The 21,674-nt window shown below is 71.4% G+C and carries 18 protein-coding genes; 16 read left to right on the top strand and 2 right to left on the bottom strand.

What is annotated here, in order from left to right:
- Positions 1-62 precede the first annotated feature (62 nt).
- Complete coding sequence (gene bldD / locus ACFWGJ_RS13870; protein ID WP_067366005.1) at positions 63-563, bottom strand: transcriptional regulator BldD; 501 nt, start codon at positions 561-563, stop codon at positions 63-65.
- Between the two features lie 244 nt (positions 564-807).
- Here bldD and pyrR point away from each other — a divergent pair, with 244 nt between their 5' ends.
- From pyrR to ACFWGJ_RS13940, 14 genes are all read left to right on the top strand, one after another.
- Positions 808-1,398 (top strand): bifunctional pyr operon transcriptional regulator/uracil phosphoribosyltransferase PyrR, encoded by a 591-nt coding sequence (gene pyrR, locus ACFWGJ_RS13875; protein WP_387323492.1) that lies wholly within the window; start codon positions 808-810, stop codon positions 1,396-1,398.
- Between the two features lie 145 nt (positions 1,399-1,543).
- Positions 1,544-2,521 carry an aspartate carbamoyltransferase catalytic subunit gene (locus ACFWGJ_RS13880; protein ID WP_210891818.1) on the top strand — a complete coding sequence of 326 codons (978 nt, stop codon included), beginning with the start codon at positions 1,544-1,546 and terminating at the stop codon, positions 2,519-2,521.
- Between the two features lie 5 nt (positions 2,522-2,526).
- On the top strand, positions 2,527-3,813 hold the full coding sequence (locus tag ACFWGJ_RS13885; RefSeq protein ID WP_387323495.1) for a dihydroorotase: 1,287 nt from the start codon (positions 2,527-2,529) through the stop codon (positions 3,811-3,813).
- Positions 3,814-3,839: 26 nt separating this feature from the next.
- Complete coding sequence (locus ACFWGJ_RS13890) at positions 3,840-4,445, top strand: hypothetical protein (RefSeq protein ID WP_387323553.1); 606 nt, start codon at positions 3,840-3,842, stop codon at positions 4,443-4,445.
- Positions 4,442-5,614, top strand: a complete 1,173-nt coding sequence (gene carA, locus ACFWGJ_RS13895) for a glutamine-hydrolyzing carbamoyl-phosphate synthase small subunit (RefSeq protein WP_387323497.1) — start codon at positions 4,442-4,444, stop codon at positions 5,612-5,614. The genes ACFWGJ_RS13890 and carA overlap by 4 nt, the downstream gene beginning before the upstream one ends.
- Entirely contained in the window at positions 5,607-8,915 is a 3,309-nt protein-coding gene (carB, locus tag ACFWGJ_RS13900) for a carbamoyl-phosphate synthase large subunit (protein ID WP_387323499.1), read from the top strand. The genes carA and carB overlap by 8 nt, the downstream gene beginning before the upstream one ends.
- Before the next feature lie 152 nt (positions 8,916-9,067).
- Complete coding sequence (locus ACFWGJ_RS13905) at positions 9,068-10,183, top strand: quinone-dependent dihydroorotate dehydrogenase (RefSeq protein ID WP_387323502.1); 1,116 nt, start codon at positions 9,068-9,070, stop codon at positions 10,181-10,183.
- On the top strand, positions 10,180-11,049 hold the full coding sequence (pyrF, locus tag ACFWGJ_RS13910; RefSeq protein ID WP_387323505.1) for an orotidine-5'-phosphate decarboxylase: 870 nt from the start codon (positions 10,180-10,182) through the stop codon (positions 11,047-11,049). The genes ACFWGJ_RS13905 and pyrF overlap by 4 nt, the downstream gene beginning before the upstream one ends.
- Before the next feature lie 255 nt (positions 11,050-11,304).
- Complete coding sequence (locus ACFWGJ_RS13915) at positions 11,305-11,628, top strand: integration host factor (protein WP_005319887.1); 324 nt, start codon at positions 11,305-11,307, stop codon at positions 11,626-11,628.
- A gap of 38 nt (positions 11,629-11,666) precedes the next feature.
- Positions 11,667-12,260 carry a guanylate kinase gene (gene gmk / locus ACFWGJ_RS13920; protein WP_387323508.1) on the top strand — a complete coding sequence of 198 codons (594 nt, stop codon included), beginning with the start codon at positions 11,667-11,669 and terminating at the stop codon, positions 12,258-12,260.
- Positions 12,261-12,310: 50 nt separating this feature from the next.
- Positions 12,311-12,583 carry a DNA-directed RNA polymerase subunit omega gene (rpoZ, locus tag ACFWGJ_RS13925; protein ID WP_005319902.1) on the top strand — a complete coding sequence of 91 codons (273 nt, stop codon included), beginning with the start codon at positions 12,311-12,313 and terminating at the stop codon, positions 12,581-12,583.
- A 151-nt stretch (positions 12,584-12,734) separates the two neighbouring features.
- Positions 12,735-13,937, top strand: a complete 1,203-nt coding sequence (gene coaBC / locus ACFWGJ_RS13930; RefSeq protein WP_387323510.1) for a bifunctional phosphopantothenoylcysteine decarboxylase/phosphopantothenate--cysteine ligase CoaBC — start codon at positions 12,735-12,737, stop codon at positions 13,935-13,937.
- A gap of 259 nt (positions 13,938-14,196) precedes the next feature.
- Positions 14,197-15,405 (top strand): methionine adenosyltransferase, encoded by a 1,209-nt coding sequence (metK, locus tag ACFWGJ_RS13935; protein ID WP_387323514.1) that lies wholly within the window; start codon positions 14,197-14,199, stop codon positions 15,403-15,405.
- A 185-nt stretch (positions 15,406-15,590) separates the two neighbouring features.
- The gene (locus tag ACFWGJ_RS13940; RefSeq protein ID WP_387323517.1) at positions 15,591-17,882 is read left to right on the top strand and encodes a primosomal protein N'; all 2,292 of its coding nucleotides are present in this window, start codon (positions 15,591-15,593) and stop codon (positions 17,880-17,882) included.
- Positions 17,883-18,119: 237 nt separating this feature from the next.
- On the opposite strand, the gene ACFWGJ_RS13945 is transcribed toward ACFWGJ_RS13940, so the two are convergent.
- Positions 18,120-18,677 carry a hypothetical protein gene (locus ACFWGJ_RS13945; protein ID WP_387323520.1) on the bottom strand — a complete coding sequence of 186 codons (558 nt, stop codon included), beginning with the start codon at positions 18,675-18,677 and terminating at the stop codon, positions 18,120-18,122.
- A 304-nt stretch (positions 18,678-18,981) separates the two neighbouring features.
- Between ACFWGJ_RS13945 and fmt the strand changes: the two genes are divergently transcribed.
- On the top strand, positions 18,982-19,914 hold the full coding sequence (gene fmt / locus ACFWGJ_RS13950) for a methionyl-tRNA formyltransferase (protein ID WP_210891792.1): 933 nt from the start codon (positions 18,982-18,984) through the stop codon (positions 19,912-19,914).
- 329 nt (positions 19,915-20,243) lie between these two features.
- Positions 20,244-21,668, top strand: coding sequence for an RsmB/NOP family class I SAM-dependent RNA methyltransferase (locus tag ACFWGJ_RS13955; protein ID WP_387323523.1), 1,425 nt, complete (start codon positions 20,244-20,246; stop codon positions 21,666-21,668).
- Positions 21,669-21,674 lie beyond the last annotated feature (6 nt).

Raw genomic sequence — 21,674 nt, forward strand, 5'->3', positions numbered from 1 at the left:
GGCCGGAACCCATTGGGTTCCGGCCACCCCGGCGGCACGTTTCTTCTCAGTGCTGGTGGCGGTCAGCCCTCGTCGTGGGAGACCGCGCGGCGCGCGTCCGCGTCCAGGACGCCCCAGCTGATCAGCTGCTCGGTGAGGACCGAGGGCGACTGGTCGTAGATGACGGCGAGCGTGCGCAGGTCGTCCTGGCGGATCGACAGCACCTTGCCGTTGTAGTCGCCGCGCTGGGACTGGATCGTCGCCGCGTAGCGCTGCAGGGGGCCCGCCTTCTCGGCCGGGACGTGGGCCAGTCGCTCCAGGTCGAGGACCAGCTTCGGCGGCGGCTCGGCGGCCCCGCCCGGCGTGGTGCCCGGCAGCAGCTCCTGCACGGGAACGCCGTAGAAGTCCGCCAGCTCGGCAAGACGCTGCACGGTCACGGCGCGGTCGCCGCGCTCGTACGAACCGACCACGACCGCCTTCCAGCGGCCCTGGGACTTCTCCTCGACGCCGTGGAGGGAAAGGCCCTGCTGGGTACGGATGGCGCGGAGCTTGGCCCCGAGCTGTTTGGCGTATTCGCTGGACATATAGCTCCCCGGACACTGTGTCGACGTGCGGCTCGGCCGCGCGGCTGGTGACTCACTGTGAGGTTACGCAGCGTGACTCTGGCTCGTCAAGCCGAATGGTCCGGACCGGTCTCCCCGTGGCGGCGGAGCACGGCCGGGACGAGGGGGGTGATCAGGGGCATTGCCAGGCTGGTACCGTTGATGGCGCAATTCCGACGTCCTTTAATGATCCGTCCAGAGAGGCGGAGAAGGAGGTCCGTTTCGTATGGACACCGAACAGCAGAAGCAGCAGTACGCGACCGATGCGCGGCCCGTTCTTGAGGCGCCCGACATCGCGCGGGTCCTGACCCGCATCGCCCACGAGATCGTCGAGCGCGCCAAGGGCGCCGAGGACGTGGTGCTCCTGGGCATTCCGACCCGGGGCGTGCACCTGGCCCAGCGGCTCGCCGTCAAGCTCCAGGAGATCACCGACCGCCACATCCCGGTCGGCTCCCTCGACATCACCATGTACCGCGACGACCTGCGCATGCACCCGCCGCGGGCGCTGGCCCGCACCGACATCCCCAGTGACGGCATCGACGGCAGACTGGTCGTCCTCGTCGACGACGTGCTGTTCTCCGGCCGCACCATCCGCGCCGCCCTCGACGCGCTGAACGACATCGGCCGGCCGCGTGCCGTGCAGCTCGCGGTCCTCGTCGACCGCGGCCACCGCGAACTCCCGATCCGCGCCGACTACGTCGGCAAGAACCTCCCCACGTCGTTGCGGGAGACGGTCAAGGTCCAGCTCGCCGAGGAGGACGGCCGGGACACCGTGCTGCTCGGTGTGAAGCAGACCTCCCAGGGCGGGCAGCCGTAGCCCCGCGGCGTACGGCCGCCGCCGTGCGCCGGGCCCTCGCGCGCCCCCGCCCGTCCCGGCCGTGCCCGGCGGCACCTCCGGACGCCCGCCTCCCGACCTGAACCGCCTTGTGCCTTCCTGCCTTCTGCCTTACGGAGCCTGAAAGATGCAGCGTCATCTCATCTCGGCCGCCGACCTCACCCGCGACGACGCCGTCCTGATCCTCGACACCGCCGAGGAGATGGCCCGGGTCGCCGACCGGCCGATCAAGAAGCTGCCGACCCTGCGCGGCCGCACCGTCGTCAACCTCTTCTTCGAGGACTCCACCCGCACCCGGATCTCCTTCGAGGCCGCCGAGAAGCGGCTGTCCGCGGACGTCATCAACTTCACCGCCAAGGGCTCCAGCGTCTCCAAGGGCGAGTCCCTGAAGGACACCGCGCAGACCCTGGAGGCGATGGGCGTCGACGCCGTCGTCATCCGGCACGGCGCCTCCGGAGCGCCCTACCGCCTCGCGACGTCCGGCTGGATCGACGCCGCCGTCATCAACGCGGGCGACGGCACCCACCAGCACCCCACCCAGGCCCTGCTCGACGCCTTCACCATGCGGCGCCGGCTCGTCGGCCGGGACGAGGGCCTCGGCCAGGACCTCTCCGGCCGGCGCATCACGCTCGTCGGCGACATCCTGCACAGCCGGGTCGCCCGCTCGAACGTCGACCTGCTGCACACCCTCGGCGCCGAGGTCACCCTCGTCGCCCCGCCGACCCTGGTGCCCGTCGGCGTCGAGTCCTGGCCCTGCGAGGTCTCGTACGACCTCGACCGGACGCTGTCCAAGTCCGACGCCGTGATGCTGCTGCGTGTGCAGCGCGAGCGGATGAACGCGGCGTTCTTCCCGACCGAGCGCGAGTACTCGCGGCGCTACGGACTGGACGGCGACCGCATGGCGAAGATGCCCGAGCACGCCATCGTGATGCACCCCGGGCCGATGGTCCGCGGCATGGAGATCACCGCCGAGGTCGCCGACTCGGAGCGCTGCACCGCCATCGAGCAGGTCACCAACGGCGTCTCGATCCGGATGGCCGTCCTGTACCTGCTGCTCGGTGGCAACGAACCCGCCGCCACCCACACCCGTACCGAGGAGAAGTAAGTCACATGAGCAAGATTCTGATCCGTGGTGCGAAGGTGCTCGGCGGCGAGCCGCAGGATGTCCTCATCGACGGCGAGACCATCGCCGAGACCGGTACGGGCCTGTCGGCGGAGGGCGCCGAGGTCGTGGAGGCCGACGGCCGGGTGCTCCTGCCGGGGCTCGTCGACCTGCACACCCATCTGCGCGAGCCCGGCCGCGAGGACTCCGAGACGGTCCTGACCGGTACGCGCGCCGCCGCGAGCGGCGGCTACACCGCCGTGTTCGCCATGGCCAACACCTTCCCCGTGGCCGACACCGCCGGAGTCGTCGAGCAGGTCTACCGGCTCGGCCGGGAGCACGGCTACTGCGACGTCCAGCCCATCGGGGCCGTCACCGTCGGCCTGGAGGGCAAGAAGCTCGCCGAGCTGGGCGCCATGCACGAGTCCGCCGCCGGCGTCACCGTCTTCTCGGACGACGGCAAGTGCGTCGACGACGCCGTGATCATGCGCAGGGCCCTGGAGTACGTGAAGGCCTTCGGCGGTGTCGTCGCCCAGCACGCCCAGGAGCCCCGCCTCACCGAGGGCGCCCAGATGAACGAGGGCGTCGTCTCCGCGGAACTGGGACTCGGCGGCTGGCCCGCGGTCGCCGAGGAGTCGATCATCGCCCGGGACGTCCTGCTCGCCGAGCACGTCGGTTCCCGCGTCCACATCTGCCACCTGTCGACCGCCGGCTCCGTCGAGATCGTCCGCTGGGCCAAGTCCCGCGGCATCGACGTGACCGCCGAGGTCACCCCGCACCACCTCCTCCTCACGGATGAGCTGGTGCGCTCCTACAACCCGGTCTACAAGGTCAACCCGCCGCTGCGCACCGAGCGCGACGTACTGGCCCTGCGCGAGGCGCTCGCCGACGGCACGATCGACATCGTCGCCACCGACCACGCCCCGCACCCGCACGAGGACAAGGACTGCGAGTGGGCCGCCGCCGCCATGGGCATGGTGGGCCTGGAGACGGCCCTGTCGGTCGTCCAGCAGACGATGGTCGAGACCGGGCTGCTCGACTGGGCCGGCGTCGCCGACCGCATGTCCCGCAAGCCCGCCGAGATCGGCCGGGCGCAGGGCCACGGCCGTCCCGTCTCGGCAGGTGAGCCCGCCAACCTCACGCTCGTGGACACCGCATACCGTGGTGAGGTGGACCCCGCGGGCTTCGCATCGCGCAGCCGCAACACTCCGTACGAGGGTCGTGAGCTGCCGGGCCGTGTCACGCACACGTGGCTGCGGGGCAGGGCCACGCTCGTCGACGGGAAGCTCGCGTGACATCACTCACCCCCTTTGCAGCGCAGATCGCCTCGGAACTCACCACGGGCCGCGCCGTCGGCCTCGCGGCGGAGCAGAAGTCCGCCGAGGTGACCGACTGGGCCGCACGCATCGGCTGGCTCGTCGGCCTCGCCCTGTTCATCGCGCTCGTCTACTGGCTGATGCGCGAGGGCTGGAAATGGCGCGGCACGCTCCAGGGCGACCTGCCCGAGCTGCCCGTCGTGCCGAGTGAGCCCGGTGCGGCCAGACTGACCATGAGCGGCCGCTACCACGGCTCGACGACGGCCGGGCAGTGGCTCGACCGCATCGTGGCGCACGGCCTGGGCACCCGCAGCAGGGCCGAGCTGACCCTGACGGACGCGGGCCTGGACGTCGTACGCCCCGGGGCGGCCGACTTCTTCGTCCCCCGTGGGCGACTGCGCGAGGCCCGGCTCGACAAGGGCATCGCGGGCAAGGTCCTCTCCGAGGGCGGCCTGCTCGTCGTCACCTGGGAACACGGCGACAAGCTGATCGACTCCGGGTTCCGCTCCGACCACGCGGCGGAGCACAACGAATGGGTCGAGACCCTGAACGACATGATCGACAAGAGCAGCGACATCGACCAGAGCAGCGACACGGAAGGCGCACGATGACCACCTCCGACCAGGGAACCGCCCCGCGGCGGCAGCAGGCGGCTCCCGCCGTACTCGTTCTGGAGGACGGCCGGACCTTCCGCGGCCGTGCCTACGGGGCCGTGGGGGTGACCTTCGGCGAAGCGGTGTTCTCCACCGGCATGACCGGCTACCAGGAGACCCTCACCGACCCGTCGTACCACCGCCAGGTCGTCGTGATGACCTCCCCGCACATCGGCAACACCGGCATCAACGACGAGGACATGGAGTCCAGGAAGATCTGGGTCTCCGGCTACGTCGTACGCGACCCCGCGCGCGTGCCCTCCAACTGGCGCTCCCGGCGCTCGCTCGACGAGGAGCTCGCCGCGCAGGGCGTCGTGGGCATCAGCGGCATCGACACCCGCGCCCTCACCCGCCATCTGCGCGAGCGCGGCGCCATGCGCGTCGGCATCTTCTCCGGCAGCGCGCTGCCCGACGAGGGCACCATGCTCACCGAGGTGCGCCAGGCCCCCGAGATGAAGGGCGCCAGCCTCTACGAGGAGGTCGCCACCGAGGAGGCGTACGTCGTCCCGGCCGTCGGTGAGAAGAAGTTCACCGTCGCCGCGATCGACCTCGGCATCAAGGGCATGACCCCGCACCGCATGGCCGAGCGCGGCATCGAGGTGCACGTGCTGCCCGCCACCGCGACCGTCGAGGAGATCTACGCGGTCGCCCCCGACGGCGTGTTCTTCTCGAACGGCCCCGGCGACCCGGAGCAGGCCGAGCACCCCGTCGCCCTGATGCGCGCCGTCCTGGAGCGCAAGACGCCCCTGTTCGGCATCTGCTTCGGCAACCAGATCCTCGGCCGCGCGCTGGGCTTCGGCACCTACAAGCTGAAGTACGGCCACCGGGGCATCAACCAGCCCGTGCAGGACCGCACGACCGGCAAGGTCGAGGTCACCGCGCACAACCACGGCTTCGCCGTCGACGCGCCCCTCGACCAGGTCTCCGAGACCCCCTTCGGGCGGGCCGAGGTCAGCCACGTCTGCCTGAACGACCAGGTCGTCGAAGGGCTCCAGCTACTCGACCAGCCCGCGTTCAGCGTCCAGTACCACCCCGAGGCGGCAGCGGGCCCGCACGACGCCGCCTACCTGTTCGACCGCTTCACGTCTTTGATGAACACCGCTTCGATGGAGGGCCAGCGTGCCTAAGCGCTCCGATATCCAGTCCGTCCTGGTCATCGGCTCCGGCCCGATCGTCATCGGCCAGGCCGCCGAGTTCGACTACTCAGGCACCCAGGCCTGCCGCGTCCTCAAGGCCGAGGGCCTGCGGGTGATCCTGGTCAACTCCAACCCCGCGACGATCATGACCGACCCGGAGATCGCCGACGCCACGTACGTCGAGCCGATCACCCCGGAGTTCGTCGAGAAGATCATCGCCAAGGAGCGGCCCGACGCCCTCCTGCCGACGCTCGGCGGCCAGACCGCACTCAACACCGCGATCTCCATGCACGAGCAGGGTGTGCTGGAGAAGTACGGCGTCGAACTGATCGGTGCCAACGTCGAGGCCATCAACAAGGGCGAGGACCGCGACCTCTTCAAGGGCGTCGTCGAGGCCGTCCGCGCGAAGATCGGCCACGGCGAGTCCGCCCGCTCGGTCATCTGCCACACCATGGACGACGTCCTGGGCGGTGTCGACACGCTCGGCGGCTACCCCGTCGTCGTGCGCCCCTCCTTCACCATGGGCGGCGCCGGCTCCGGCTTCGCGCACGACGAGGAGGAGCTGCGCCGCATCGCCGGCCAGGGCCTCATGCTCTCCCCGACCACCGAGGTGCTCCTGGAGGAGTCCATCCTCGGCTGGAAGGAGTACGAGCTGGAGCTGATGCGCGACAAGAACGACAACGTCGTGGTCGTCTGCTCCATCGAGAACTTCGACCCGATGGGCGTCCACACCGGCGACTCCATCACCGTCGCGCCGTCGATGACGCTGACCGACCGCGAGTACCAGCGCCTGCGCGACATCGGCATCGCGATCATCCGCGAGGTCGGCGTCGACACCGGCGGCTGCAACATCCAGTTCGCGGTCAACCCCGACGACGGCCGCATCATCGTCATCGAGATGAACCCGCGCGTCTCGCGCTCCTCGGCCCTCGCGTCGAAGGCCACCGGCTTCCCGATCGCCAAGATCGCCGCCAAGCTGGCCGTCGGCTACACGCTCGACGAGATCCCGAACGACATCACCGAGAAGACCCCGGCGTCCTTCGAGCCGACCCTCGACTACGTGGTCGTCAAGGCGCCCCGGTTCGCCTTCGAGAAGTTCCCCTCCGCCGACTCCACGCTGACCACGACCATGAAGTCGGTCGGCGAGGCCATGGCGATCGGCCGCAACTTCACCGAGGCCCTGCAGAAGGCCCTGCGGTCCCTGGAGAAGAAGGGCTCGCAGTTCACGTTCGTCGGCGAGCCCGGCGACAAGGCCGAACTGCTGGCGGAGGCCGTACGGCCGACCGACGGCCGCATCAACTCCGTCATGCAGGCCATCCGCGCGGGCGCCACGCCCGAGGAGGTCTTCGACGCGACCCGGATCGACCCCTGGTTCGTGGACCAGCTGTTCCTGATCAAGGAGCTCGCGGACGAGCTGGCCGCCGCCGACAAGCTGGAGCCCTCGCTGCTCGCCGAGGCCAAGCGGCACGGCTTCTCCGACGTCCAGATCGGCGAGATCCGGGGCCTGCGCGAGGACGTCGTCCGCGAGGTGCGGCACGCGCTCGGCGTACGGCCGGTCTACAAGACGGTCGACACCTGCGCCGCCGAGTTCGCCGCCAAGACGCCGTACTTCTACTCCTCGTACGACGAGGAGAGCGAGGTCGCCCCGCGCGAGAAGCCCGCGGTGATCATCCTCGGCTCCGGTCCGAACCGCATCGGCCAGGGCATCGAGTTCGACTACTCCTGCGTCCACGCCTCCTTCGCGCTGAGCGACGCCGGCTACGAGACCGTGATGGTCAACTGCAACCCCGAGACCGTCTCCACGGACTACGACACCTCCGACCGGCTCTACTTCGAGCCGCTCACCCTGGAGGACGTCCTGGAGATCGTCCACGCGGAGACGCTCGCCGGACCCGTCGCGGGTGTGATCGTCCAGCTCGGCGGCCAGACCCCGCTCGGCCTGTCGCAGGCGCTCAAGGACAACGGCGTCCCGGTCGTCGGCACCCCGCCCGAGGCCATCCACGCCGCCGAGGACCGCGGCGCCTTCGGCCGGGTCCTCGCGGAGGCCGGACTGCCCGCGCCCAAGCACGGCACCGCCACCACCTTCGCCGGCGCCAAGGCCATCGCGGACGAGATCGGCTACCCCGTCCTCGTCCGGCCGTCGTACGTCCTCGGCGGGCGCGGCATGGAGATCGTGTACGACGAGACGCGGCTGGCCTCGTACATCGAGGAGTCCACCGAGATCAGCCCCTCCCGGCCGGTCCTGGTCGACCGCTTCCTGGACGACGCGATCGAGATCGACGTGGACGCCCTGTACGACGGCCACGAGCTGTACCTCGGCGGCGTCATGGAGCACATCGAGGAGGCCGGCATCCACTCCGGCGACTCGGCGTGCGCCCTGCCCCCGATCACCCTCGGTGGCTTCGACATCAAGCGGCTGCGCGCCTCGACCGAGGCCATCGCCAGGGGCGTCGGCGTCCGCGGACTCATCAACATCCAGTTCGCCCTGGCCGGGGACATCCTGTACGTCCTCGAAGCCAACCCGCGTGCCTCGCGCACGGTCCCCTTCACCTCGAAGGCGACCGCGGTGCCGCTGGCCAAGGCCGCCGCCCGGATCTCGCTGGGCGCGACCGTCGCCGAGCTGCGCGCCGAGGGGCTGCTGCCGGCCGTCGGCGACGGCGGCGAGCTGCCGCTGGACGCGCCGATCTCCGTCAAGGAGGCCGTCATGCCGTGGTCGCGCTTCCGCGACATCCACGGCCGCGGCGTGGACACCATCCTCGGCCCGGAGATGCGCTCCACCGGCGAGGTCATGGGCATCGACTCGATGTTCGGCACGGCGTACGCGAAGTCCCAGGCGGGCGCGTACGGGCCGCTGCCGACCAAGGGGCGCGCCTTCATCTCCGTCGCCAACCGCGACAAGCGATCGATGATTTTCCCGGCCCGTGAACTGGTCGCCCACGGCTTCGAGCTGTTCGCCACGTCCGGCACGGCCGAGGTGCTCAAGCGCAACGGCATCAACGCCACGATCGTGCGCAAGCAGTCCGAGGGCGAGGGCCCGAACGGCGAGAAGACGATCGTGCAGCTCATCCACGAGGGCGGCGTCGACCTCATCGTGAACACGCCGTACGGCACCAGTGGCCGCCTCGACGGCTACGACATCCGTACGGCCGCCGTGGCCCGTTCCGTGCCCTGCCTGACGACCGTGCAGGCGCTCGCCGCGGCCGTCCAGGGCATCGACGCGCTCACCCGCGGAGACGTGGGCGTGCGGTCGCTGCAGGAACACGCGGATCACCTGACCGCGGCCCGCGACTGACCGTCGTGCTTGCCGCGGGTGTCTAGTCTGCGGGTCCGTCGTGGCTGGTCGCGCAGTTCCCCGCGCCCCTTCGGGGGCTCTGGCCCACCTTGAGGGGGACACCTAGGAAGGTGTCCCCCTCATTCATGAGGTTCTTGATGAGGAAACCGACCATGTACAAGCTCTTCTTCCGGCTCGCGTTCCGGCGTATGGACCCCGAGCAGGCCCACCACCTCGCCTTTCGGTGGATCCGGCTGGCCGTCCGGATCCCCGTCCTGCGGACCTTCGTCGCCGCCGTGCTCGCGCCCCGGTACGAGGAGCTGCGGACCGAGGCCTTCGGGCTGCGGATGCACGGCCCCTTCGGGCTCGCGGCGGGCTTCGACAAGAACGCGGTCGCGATCGACGGCCTGTCGATGCTCGGCTTCGACCACGTCGAGATCGGCACGGTCACGGGGGAGGCCCAGAGCGGTAATCCCAGGAAGCGGCTGTTCCGCCTCGTGCAGGACCGCGCGCTGATCAACCGCATGGGATTCAACAACGAGGGCTCCGAGGCCGTGGCGGAGCGCCTGAGGGCCCGTACGCCCGTCTTCAGGACCGTCGTGGGCGTCAACATCGGCAAGACCAAGGTCGTCCCCGAGGAGGAGGCCGCCGCCGACTACGTGAAGTCCGCCGAGCGGCTCGCCCCGTACGCCGACTACCTCGTGGTCAACGTCAGCTCCCCGAACACGCCCGGACTGCGCAACCTCCAGGCGACCGAGTCGCTGCGGCCCCTGCTCACCGCCGTCCGCGAGGCCGCGGACCGGACCGTCACCACGCGCCGGGTGCCGCTGCTCGTGAAGATCGCGCCGGACCTCGCCGACGAGGACGTGGACGCCGTCGCCGACCTCGCGGTCGAGCTGGGCCTGGACGGGATCATCGCCACGAACACCACCATCGCGCGCGAGGAGCTGGGGCTGCGCTCCGACGCCTCCCTCGTCGCGGAGGCCGGCGGGCTGTCCGGCGCCCCGCTCAAGGCACGCTCCCTTGAGGTGCTGCGCCGCCTCTACGCGCGCGTGGGGGACCGGATCACCCTCGTGGGCGTCGGCGGCGTGGAGAACGCCGAGGACGCCTGGCAGCGCATCCTGGCCGGCGCCACGCTGGTCCAGGGCTACAGCGCCTTCGTCTACGAAGGCCCCTTCTGGGGCCGCGGCATCCACAAGGGCCTCGCCGCACGCCTCCGTACGAGCCCGTACGCCACTCTCGCCGACGCGGTCGGCGCCGACGTCAGGAACACGAGGAGCACGGTATGAGCCTGCTGAACGGTGAGGGCCCGGAGTCCTTCGGCGCCCGCCTGCGCCGCGCGATGGACGAGCGGGGCCCCCTGTGCGTCGGGATCGACCCGCACGCCTCCCTGCTCGCCGACTGGGGCCTGAACGACGACATCGGGGGTCTGGAGCGGTTCAGCCGCACGGTCGTCGAGGCGCTGGCCGACCGGGTCGCCGTACTGAAGCCGCAGAGCGCGTTCTTCGAGCGCTTCGGGTCGCGCGGTGTCGCCGTCCTGGAGAAGTCGGTCGAGGAGGCGCGCGCGGCCGGGGCGCTGGTCGTCATGGACGCCAAGCGCGGTGACATCGGCTCGACCATGGCGGCGTACGCCTCCGCCTTCCTGGAGAAGGGCTCACCGCTGTTCTCCGACGCCCTGACGGTCTCGCCGTACCTCGGCTACGGGTCGCTGAAGCCGGCGGTCGAACTCGCCCGGGAGAGCGGTGCGGGGCTGTTCGTGCTCGCCCTGACCTCCAACCCGGAGGGCGCCGAGGTGCAGCACGCGGTACGCCCCGAGGACACCGCCCTGCGGAACGTGGGCGCGACCATGCTGGCGCACCTCGCCGAGGAGAACGCGGGACAGACCCCGATGGGCTCCTTCGGGGCGGTCGTCGGCGCCACGCTCGGCGACCTCTCCTCGTACGACCTCGCCATCAACGGCCCCCTTCTCGCCCCCGGCATCGGTGCCCAGGGCGCGACCCCGGCCGATCTTCCCCGGGTCTTCGGAGCGGCGGTGCGCCAGGTGGTGCCGAACGTCAGCCGGGGTGTCCTGCGTCACGGACCCGACATCGGCGCGCTACGCGCGTCGTCCGACCTCTTCGCGGAGGAGATCAGGGCGGCGGTCGAGGCGGCTTGAGGACTTCGGCGCGCGTCTTCGGGACGTCCCGCGTCTGAATACATGCTCAAATCCGGGGAGTTTTGTCGTAAATGTCGGACTCGATAGAGGCTGACCAGGACTTTTCCTCTGTTCTCGCTGACTCCGGCGGACTTGCCCGCTAGTCTCCGACCAGAGTCAACGGGCAGAAGTGTTGTCCGTTGCTCGCCAGGTGTGGGGCGACCAGCTTCCTCACCGGTCCGTATCCGACAGTTCGACATCCGAGGTGACGTAGGCGTGGCTCTTCCGCCCCTTACCCCTGAACAGCGCGCAGCCGCGCTCGAAAAGGCCGCCGCGGCTCGCCGGGAGCGGGCCGAGGTCAAGAATCGACTCAAGCACTCCGGCGCCTCGCTCCACGAGGTCATCAAGCAGGGTCAGGAGAACGACGTCATCGGAAAGATGAAGGTCTCCGCTCTCCTTGAGTCCCTGCCGGGCGTGGGCAAGGTCCGCGCCAAGCAGATCATGGAGCGGCTCGGCATCTCCGAGAGCCGCCGTGTGCGAGGTCTTGGCTCCAACCAGATCGCCTCCTTGGAGCGCGAGTTCGGCGGCGGTGCGGCCTGACGTTCTCAGGCAGTCCTGAGAACCTGGATAATCACCGCATGGCTGCAACACCCCGGGGGACGTCCCCCGTATCCCCGGACGTAGGTCCGCGGCTGACCGTGCTCTCCGGTCCCTCAGGGGTCGGCAAGAGCACGGTCGTCGCTCATATGCGCAAGGAACACCCCGAGGTCTGGCTCTCGGTGTCGGCGACGACCCGCAGGCCGCGCCCCGGCGAGAAGCACGGTGTCCACTACTTCTTCGTCAGCGACGAGGAGATGGACAAGCTGATCGCCAACGGCGAGCTCCTCGAATGGGCGGAGTTCGCGGGCAACCGCTACGGCACGCCTCGCGACGCCGTGCTCGCACGCCTGGAGTCCGGCGAGTCGGTCCTCCTGGAGATCGATCTCCAGGGCGCCCGGCAGGTCCGCGAGTCCATGTCCGAGGCCCAGCTGGTGTTCCTGGCCCCTCCCTCCTGGGAGGAGCTGGTGCGCCGGCTCACCGGGCGGGGCACCGAGCCGCCCGAAGTGATCGAGCGCCGGCTGGCCGCCGCGAAGATCGAGCTGGCGGCCGAGCCGGAGTTCGACACCACCCTGGTCAACACCTCCGTCGAGGACGTGGCGCGCGAGCTGCTAGCCTTGATGGAAGTTGTTTGATCTTTCAGGATCACCTTTAAGGTCGATTTCCACCTTTCGGAAGGCAGAGCGTGTCCTCTTCCATCACCGCGCCCGAGGGCATCATCAACCCTCCGATCGACGAGCTCCTTGAGGCTACCGACTCGAAGTACAGCCTGGTGATCTACGCGGCCAAGCGTGCCCGCCAGATCAACGCGTACTACTCGCAGCTCGGCGAGGGCCTCCTTGAGTACGTCGGTCCCCTCGTGGACACCCACGTGCACGAGAAGCCGCTGTCGATCGCCCTCCGGGAGATCAACGCGGGTCTGCTGACGTCGGAAGCCATCGAGGGCCCGGCTCAGTAGTATTTTCTGCTTGCAGTTCGTTTATCCACAGGCCCGGCAGCGCCCCTGCCGGGCCTGTGGTGTGTGATGGGACGTACGAGATCGGGGCGAACGTCTTCGAGACGTACGGCCTCGCGTGTTTTCCGGGGTCCGGGGCGAGACGAGGAGAGACGTGGACAAGCCGAAGGTCGTGCTGGGGGTCAGCGGTGGCATCGCCGCCTACAAGGCGTGCGAGCTGCTGCGCCGACTGACCGAGTCGGGACACGACGTGCGCGTCGTGCCGACCGCGTCCGCGCTGCACTTCGTCGGCGCAGCGACCTGGTCCGCCCTGTCCGGACACCCCGTCTCGACCGAGGTCTGGTCGGACGTGCACGAGGTGCCGCACGTGCGGATCGGCCAGGGGGCCGACCTGGTCGTCGTCGCCCCCGCCACCGCCGACCTGCTGGCGAAGGCCGCCCACGGCCTGGCCGACGACCTCCTCACGAACACCCTGCTCACCGCCCGCTGTCCGGTCGTCTTCGCGCCCGCCATGCACACCGAGATGTGGGAACACCCGGCCACCCAGGAGAACGTGGCGACCCTGCGCCGCCGGGGCGCCGTCGTCATCGAACCCGCAGTGGGCCGGCTGACCGGCGTCGACACCGGCAAGGGGCGGCTGCCCGACCCCACCGAGATCTTCGAGACCTGCCGCCGCGTGCTCGCCCGGGGAGCGGCCGAACCGGACCTCGCCGGCCGGCACGTCCTCGTCAGCGCGGGCGGCACGCGCGAGCCGCTCGACCCGGTCCGCTTCCTCGGCAACCGGTCCTCCGGGAAGCAGGGGTACGCCCTTGCGCGCACCGCCGCCGCCCGGGGCGCCCGGGTCACCCTGATCGCCGCGAACACCGGGATGCCGGACCCGGCGGGCGTCGACGTCGTCCAGGTCGGGACGGCCGTGCAGCTCCGCGAGGCCGTGCTCAAAGCCGCCCCGGACGCCGACGCCGTGGTGATGGCGGCGGCGGTGGCGGACTTCCGGCCCGCTGCATACGCGTCCGGGAAAATCAAGAAGAAGGACGGCCAGGAACCGGAGCCGATCGTTCTCGTTCGAAATCCGGACATCCTCGCGGAGATCTCGGCGGACCGCGCCCGCCCCGGTCAGGTCGTCGTCGGTTTCGCCGCCGAGACGGACGACGTGCTGGCCAACGGCCGGGCGAAGCTCCTGCGCAAGGGCTGCGACCTCCTCGTCGTCAACGAGGTCGGCGAGCGCAAGACCTTCGGCTCCGAGGAGAACGAGGCGGTCGTGCTGGGCGCCGACGGAAGCGAGACCCCTGTGCCGTACGGGCCCAAGGAAGCACTGGCCGAGACTGTGTGGGACCTCGTGGCGCGCCGACTGGTGTGAACGCCCCAATAACTTCAGGACACCCGGCCCGTCGCACGCGGACACCATTTTTCACCGCCGCACAAGGGTGTGGGAACCTGGCGGAGACGGTAATTCGTGTCGCAGAATGCCCGTGCCGCAGGTCACAGCGCTTCCGAGAGGCGAGACAGTAGCCCCGCGACGGAGCGCGACCGATAAACTGTTCTCGGACGACGCCGGGCGCAGCTCCCGGCCGTCCGCCAATGATCAGCCAGCAGCCGCTGCAACCACAGGGAGCGTTGTGTCCCGTCGCCTGTTCACCTCGGAGTCCGTGACCGAGGGTCACCCCGACAAGATCGCTGACCAGATCAGCGACACCATCCTCGATGCGCTTCTGCGTGAGGACCCGTCCTCCCGGGTCGCCGTCGAGACGCTCATCACGACCGGCCTCGTCCACGTGGCCGGCGAGGTCACGACCAAGGCCTACGCGCCGATCGCGCAGCTCGTGCGCGACAAGATCCTCGACATCGGCTACGACTCCTCGAAGAAGGGCTTCGACGGCGCGTCCTGTGGCGTGTCCGTGTCGATCGGCTCTCAGTCCCCGGACATCGCGCAGGGCGTCGACACCGCGTACGAGAAGCGGGTCGAGGGCGACGAGGACGAGCTGGACAAGCAGGGCGCCGGCGACCAGGGCCTGATGTTCGGCTACGCGACGGACGAGACCCCGGAGCTGATGCCGCTCCCGATCCACCTCGCGCACCGCCTCGCGCGCCGCCTCTCCGAGGTCCGCAAGAACGGCACGATCCCGTACCTGCGCCCCGACGGCAAGACCCAGGTCACCATCGAGTACGACGGCGACAAGGCGGTCCGTCTGGACACCGTCGTGGTCTCCTCGCAGCACGCCTCGGACATCGACCTGGACTCGCTGCTCGCGCCCGACATCCGCGAGTTCGTGGTGGAGCCCGAGCTGAAGGCGCTCCTGGACGACGGCATCAAGCTGGAGACCGAGGGCTACCGCCTCCTGGTCAACCCGACCGGCCGCTTCGAGATCGGCGGCCCGATGGGTGACGCCGGCCTGACCGGCCGCAAGATCATCATCGACACCTACGGCGGTATGGCCCGCCACGGTGGCGGCGCGTTCTCCGGCAAGGACCCGTCCAAGGTCGACCGCTCCGCCGCGTACGCCATGCGCTGGGTCGCCAAGAACGTCGTCGCGGCGGGCCTCGCCTCCCGCTGCGAGGTCCAGGTCGCCTACGCGATCGGCAAGGCCGAGCCCGTCGGCCTATTCGTCGAGACCTTCGGCACCGCCAAGGTCGACGCGGAGAAGATCGAGACGGCCATCTCCGAGGTCTTCGACCTCCGCCCGGCCGCGATCATCCGCGACCTCGACCTGCTGCGGCCGATCTACTCCAAGACCGCCGCGTACGGCCACTTCGGGCGCGCGCTGCCCGAGTTCACCTGGGAGAAGACGGACCGGGTAGACGCCCTGCGCAAGGCGGCGGGGCTCTAGCCCGCGGCTCCTGTCCACGCATCGAGGCCCGGTCCCCTGAAGAGGGGCCGGGCCTCGGCACGGTCCGGCGCGTACGCACGGCAGAAGTGTCCCGAGGCCGACGCGCCTCGACGGCGTTCGCGATCCGTGGCCGGCTTGCTCCCGGGCGCGTGGTGGTGTCAGTCCGGTCTGGTAGGAATGCTGCTGTGAGCAGCGACGACGGGCAGACGGGTGGCGGGGGCGACGGGGCGCCGCCCGAGCAGCTTGCGTTGATCCGGGATGCCGTGCGCAAGGCGCCGCGGGCCAAGCCCCGGACCTGGCGCGGGGCCGCGGTCGCCGAGCACCTGCCCGTCGCGCGGGTGCTCGTCGACAAGGGTGTGCTGCATCTCGACCGGTACTTCGACTACGCGGTGCCCGAGGAACTCGACGCCGACGCGCAGCCCGGGGTGCGGGTGCGCGTGCGGTTCGGCGCCGGGCGGCACCGGGTGCGGGAGGGACGGCGCGAGGGCGGCGGGCTGATCGACGGGTTCCTCGTCGAGCGGCTGGCCGAGTCCGACTACTCGGGGCCTCTGGCGGCCCTCGCCCAAGTGGTGTCGCCGGAGATCGTGTTGAGCGAGGAGTTGCTCGGCCTCGCGCGCGCCGTCGCCGACCGGTACGCGGGAAGCCTGGCAGATGTGCTGCAACTGGCCGTCCCGCCGCGCAACGCCCGCGCCGAGGGCAAGCCGTCCCCCGAGCCGCTGCCCAAGCCCGAGACGCCTGCGGTGGGGTCCTGGGCCAGATACCCGCGCGGGCCCGCCTTCATCGAGTCGCTCGCGGGCGGCGGGGCGCCCCGTGCCGTGTGGAACGCGCTGCCGGGGCCCGGCTGGGCCGAGGAACTGGCGCGGGCCGTCGCGGCGACGCTCGCCTCGGGGCGCGGCGCGCTCGTCGTCGTGCCCGACGGACGGGCCGTCAGCCGGGTGGACGCGGCGCTCACCTCCGTGCTGGGGGAGGGGCGGCACGCCGTGCTGACCGCCGAGGCCGGCCCCGAGAAGCGCTACCGGCAGTGGCTGGCCGTGCGACGCGGTTCCGTGCGGGCCGTCGTGGGGACCAGGGCCGCCATGTTCGCGCCCGTACGGGATCTGGGGCTGGTGGTCATCTGGGACGACGGGGACGGCAGCCACAGCGAACCGCATGCCCCGCAGCCGCACGCCCGCGAGGTGCTGCTGCTGCGGGCCGCCCATGACAAGTGCGCCTTCCTGCTGGGGAGTTGGAGCTGCACCGTCGAGGCCGCGCAGCTCGTCGAGAGCGGCTGGGCGGCTCCGATCGTCGCCGAGCGGGAACAGGTACGCGCAGCGGCCCCGCTCGTACGGACCGTCGGCGACCAGGACCTCGCGCGGGACGAGGCCGCGCGGGCGGCTCGGCTGCCCACTCTCGCCTGGCAGGCCGTGCGGGAAGGGCTGAGGACCGGGCCCGTACTCGTGCAGGTTCCGCGGCGCGGTTACGTACCCCGTATGGCCTGTGCGCAGTGCCGGGCGCCCGCGCGGTGCCGGCACTGCGCCGGGCCGCTGGAGGGGCAGGACGCCGGAGGGCTGCGGTGCGGGTGGTGCGGCCGGGAGGAAGGCAGCTGGCACTGTCCCGAGTGCGGCGGGTTCCGGCTGCGGGCACAGGTCGTGGGGGCGCGGCGGACCGCCGAGGAGCTGGGGCGCGCGTTCCCGGCCGTCCCCGTGCGGACCTCGGGCCGCGAACAGGTGCTGGACACGGTGCCGGGGTCGCCCGCGCTCGTCGTCAGTACGCCGGGCGCGGAGCCCGTCGCCGAGGGCGGCTACGCGGCGGCGCTGCTGCTCGACGGCTGGGCGATGCTCGGACGGCCGGACCTGCGGGCCGGCGAGGAGGCGCTGCGGCGGTGGATCGACGCGGCGGCGCTGGTACGGGGGCAGCCGGACGGCGGGACCGTGGTGGTCGTGGCCGAGCCGACGTTGCGGCCCGTGCAGGCGCTGGTGCGCTGGGACCCGGTCGGGCACGCGGTGCGTGAGCTGGCCGAGCGGGCCGAGCTGGGCTTCCCTCCGGTGTCGCGGATGGCGTCCGTGTCCGGGACCGCGGAGGCGCTCGCCGCGTTCCTCGCCACGGTCGAACTGCCCGGCGAGGCCGAGCTGCTGGGACCCGTGCCGGTGGCTCCGGCGGACCCGGGGCGGCCACGGCGGGCGGGGGCGCCGCCCGCGGGCGAGCACTGGGAGCGGGCGCTGATCCGGGTGCCGCCAGGGAAGGGCGCGGCACTGGCATCCGCGCTGAAGCAGGCGCAGGCTGCGCGGATGGCTCGTGGGGGGAGCGCGCGGGGAGGGAGTGCCCGCGGGGGGAGTGCTTCGGGAGGGAGCGGGGGTGGCGGGGTCGGTGCGGCCAGCGGGGGCCGTCGGGGCGGCGGGGGTGGCCCGGGTGGCCTGGGCGGTGGTGGTGCTGGCGGTGGCGGCGGTGGTGGGAGCGATGCGGTGCGGATTCGGATTGATCCGCCCGATATTGGGTGACCCTGCTGACCCTGCTGACCCTGCTGATCCGCTGATCCCCGATCCGCTGATCCGCCGGTCCGCCGGTCCGCCGGTCCGGCGGACCGCCTGTCGGCCCGCCGACCCGGGGGCCCGCCCACCTGCTGGTCCGGCGGCTCGCCGACCCGCCGGTCTGCGCAGAGGCAGGGGAGAGCGGCGGCGGGGGGAAACGCGTCTGCCCCCGAGGGCTTCGGGGGCAGACAGGGGACCGCTACGGCTTCAGCCGTTGCGCGGGCCGGGGAACGCGTTCGGCCTGGCCTCCTCGCGGAGGGTGGGGCTGCCTGCCGTCGGCTGGGTCGGCATCGGCATGGGCATCGGCATCGGCATGGAGCGGGCCGCCGGGACCGTGGGCATGCCGGTGTTGACGCCGACCGTACGGGCTGCCGACGGCTCGGTCGCGCGCTCGGCCTCCGCGGCGGCCTGGGCGGTCGCCCGGCGGGCGCCGTAACGGCGGTGCACCGCCTGCTTGGTGACGCCGAGAGCCGAGCCCACCGCGTCCCACGAGAAACCGAGCGAGCGGTCGAAGTCCACGGCGGCCGTCACCAGGGTCTCGACGCTGTCCCGCAGCTCCTGGGCGAGGCGGACGGTCGGAGCGGGAGCGCGTCCGTAGACGACGAAGCCCGTGGAGGGGCCGGAGCGGCGCGGGCGGTAGACGTTGCCCAGCTGGGCTGTCAGCGTGCGCAGTGCGTCCACCTGCCGGCGGACCCGCTCGATGTCCCGCACCAGCAAGTGCAGGCTGGCCCGAGCCTGGGCGTCGTGGGTTGCGTGGTCGGCCATGAACAAGCCTCTCGAACCGGCGTTGAAAAGGACCGGGCCACGATTGCGGCCCGTTTTGGTCAACTCTTTCTTGACCAACGCGTTTCGGGGTGAGTGGTCACGCCATAGGGGCGTGGAGGCATATGCGTACGCCCCCGGCGGTCGGCTCGGGGTACTTCGGGTGACAGGTTCGGCCGCGGGTCCGGCGGGGGCCTGTCGCGCAGTTCCCCGCGCCCCCGAGAGCGGGGCCGCGCCCCATGGAGCCGTGCCCCATAGACTGGTGCGCTGCCCGTTGTGAAACCGCCCGAGAGGCCGACTGCCACCCATGAAGCTCGTCTTCGCCGGTACCCCCGAGGTCGCCGTTCCCGCTCTGGACGCCCTGATCGCCTCCGGGCGGCACGAGGTGGCCGCCGTCGTCACGCGGCCCGACGCGCCGGCCGGACGGGGACGCAGGCTCGTCGCGAGCCCCGTCGCCCAGCGCGCCGAGGAGGCCGGGATCGAGGTGCTCAAGCCCGGCCGGCCGCGGGACGAGGACTTCCTCGCGCGGCTGCGGGAGATCGCCCCGGACTGCTGCCCCGTCGTGGCCTACGGCGCGCTGCTGCCCAGGGTCGCGCTCGACATCCCCGCCCACGGCTGGGTCAATCTCCACTTCTCGCTGCTGCCGGCCTGGCGCGGGGCGGCGCCCGTGCAGCACGCCGTCATGGCCGGGGACGAGATCACCGGGGCGTCCACGTTCCTCATCGAGGAGGGGCTCGACTCCGGGCCGGTGTACGGGACCGTCACCGAGGAGGTGCGGGCCACCGACACCAGCGGGGATCTGCTGACGCGGCTCGCCTTCGCCGGGTCCGGGCTGCTCGCGGCGACCATGGACGGGATCGAGGACGGCACCCTGAAGGCCGTGCCGCAGCCTGCGGACGGGGTGACCCTGGCGCCGAAGATCAGCGTCGAGGACGCGCATGTGGACTGGGCCGCGCCGGCGCTTCGGGTCGACCGGGTCGTACGGGGGTGTACGCCGTCGCCCGGGTCGTGGACCGTGTTCCGCGGGGAGCGGTTGAAGCTGATCCAGGTCGTGCCGGTTCCCGAGCGGACGGATCTTGCGCCGGGGGCGTTGGCGGTCGGGAAGAACAATGTGTACGTCGGTACCGGGTCGTATGCCGTTGAGTTGCTGTGGGTGCAGGCGCAGGGGAAGAAGCCGATGCGGGCGGCTGACTGGGCTCGGGGGGTTCGGATCGCCTCCGGCGAGGTGGTGGGGGGCTGACGGGTGTCCTGCGGACGGCTTGGCCGGTCTCTCAGCGGTGTGATGTCGGCTGCGGGTCCGGTGGGGGCTGGTCGCGCAGTTCCCCGCGCCCCGTGGGTGGGGGACGGGGACTGGAGAGGTGCGGGTCCGCTGCCGTGAGAGTCGCGCAGTTCCCCGCGCCCCTTTGGGGCGGCTGGTGGGAGTCGGGGCCTGGAGGTGTGCGGGTCTGCCGGTGTGGGAGTTGCGCAGTTCCCCGCGCCCCTGGGGTGGGTGTGCGTAGTTCCCCGCGGGGCTTTTTGGGCGCGTAACCTGGGGATGTATCTCTTCCCTTGAGCCGGAGCACCTTTTTCGTGAGTGAGCAGACTCGTCGGCCCCGTCAGCAGGGCAAGCCCTATCGTCGTCCCAAGAAGGACCCGGTGCGGATGCTTGCCTTCGATGCTTTGCGGGCGGTGGACGAGAGGGACGCGTATGCGAATCTCGTGCTGCCGCCCCTGCTGCGCAAGGCGCGCGAAGAGGGCGACTTCGACGGGCGTGACGCGGCACTGGCGACGGAGCTGGTGTACGGGACGCTGCGCAGGCAGGGGACGTACGACGCCGTCATCGCGGCGTGCGTCGACCGGCCGCTGCGCGAGGTCGACCCGCCGGTCCTGGACGTGCTGAGCCTGGGCGCGCATCAATTGCTCGGGACGCGGATCCCGACGCACGCCGCCGTGTCCGCGACCGTCGACCTCGCGCGGATCGTGCTCGGCGACGGACGGGCGAAGTTCGTCAACGCCGTGCTCCGCAAGATCTCCCGGCAGGACCTGGACGCCTGGATCGAGCAGGTCGCGCCGCCCTACGACGAGGACGCCGAGGACCATCTCGCCGTCGTGCACTCGCATCCGCGGTGGATCGTCTCGGCGCTGTGGGACTCGCTGGGCGGCGGGCGCGCCGGCATCGAGGATCTGCTGGAGGCCGACAACGAACGGCCCGAGGTGACCCTCGTGGCGCGGCCGGGCCGTGCCACCGCCGATGGGATCCTCGGCGAGGTCGGTGAGGAGACCGCGCTGCCGGGCCGCTGGTCGCCGTACGCGGTGCGGCTGTCCGAGGGCGGGGAGCCGGGCGCCATCGAGGCGGTACGCGAGGGACGGGCCGGCGTCCAGGACGAGGGCAGCCAGCTCGTGGCCATCGCTCTCGCGAACGCACCCCTCGACGGACCCGACAAGGCATGGCTCGACGGATGCGCGGGACCGGGCGGCAAGGCGGCCATGCTCGCCGGGCTCGCCGCCGAGCGCGGGGCCGTGCTGCTCGCCTCCGAGAAGCAGCCGCACCGGGCCAAGCTGGTCGCGAAGGCACTCGCAGGGAACCCGGGGCCGTACCAGGTGATCGCCGCCGACGGCACCCGGCCGCCGTGGCGTGCGGGGACCTTCGACCGCGTGCTGATGGACGTGCCCTGCACCGGGCTCGGTGCCCTGCGGCGCCGGCCCGAGGCGCGTTGGCGGCGCAGGCCCTCGGACCTTGACGGGTTCGCTCCGTTGCAGCGTGGACTGCTGCGCACCGCGCTCGACTCGGTGCGGATCGGCGGAGTCGTCGGGTACGCCACCTGCTCGCCGCACCTCGCGGAGACCCGGGCCGTGGTCAACGACGTACTCAAGGAGAAGGACGCCGAGCTGATCGACGCCCGCCCGCTGTTCGTGGACGTCCCGGCCCTGGGGGAGGGCCCGGACGTGCAGCTGTGGCCGCATGTGCACGGGACGGACGCCATGTATCTTGCGTTGATCCGCCGTACCGGCTGACCCGCC

It is taken from the genome of Streptomyces sp. NPDC060205 (genome assembly GCF_042728395.1).
Taxonomy (GTDB): Bacteria; Actinomycetota; Actinomycetes; order Streptomycetales; family Streptomycetaceae; genus Streptomyces.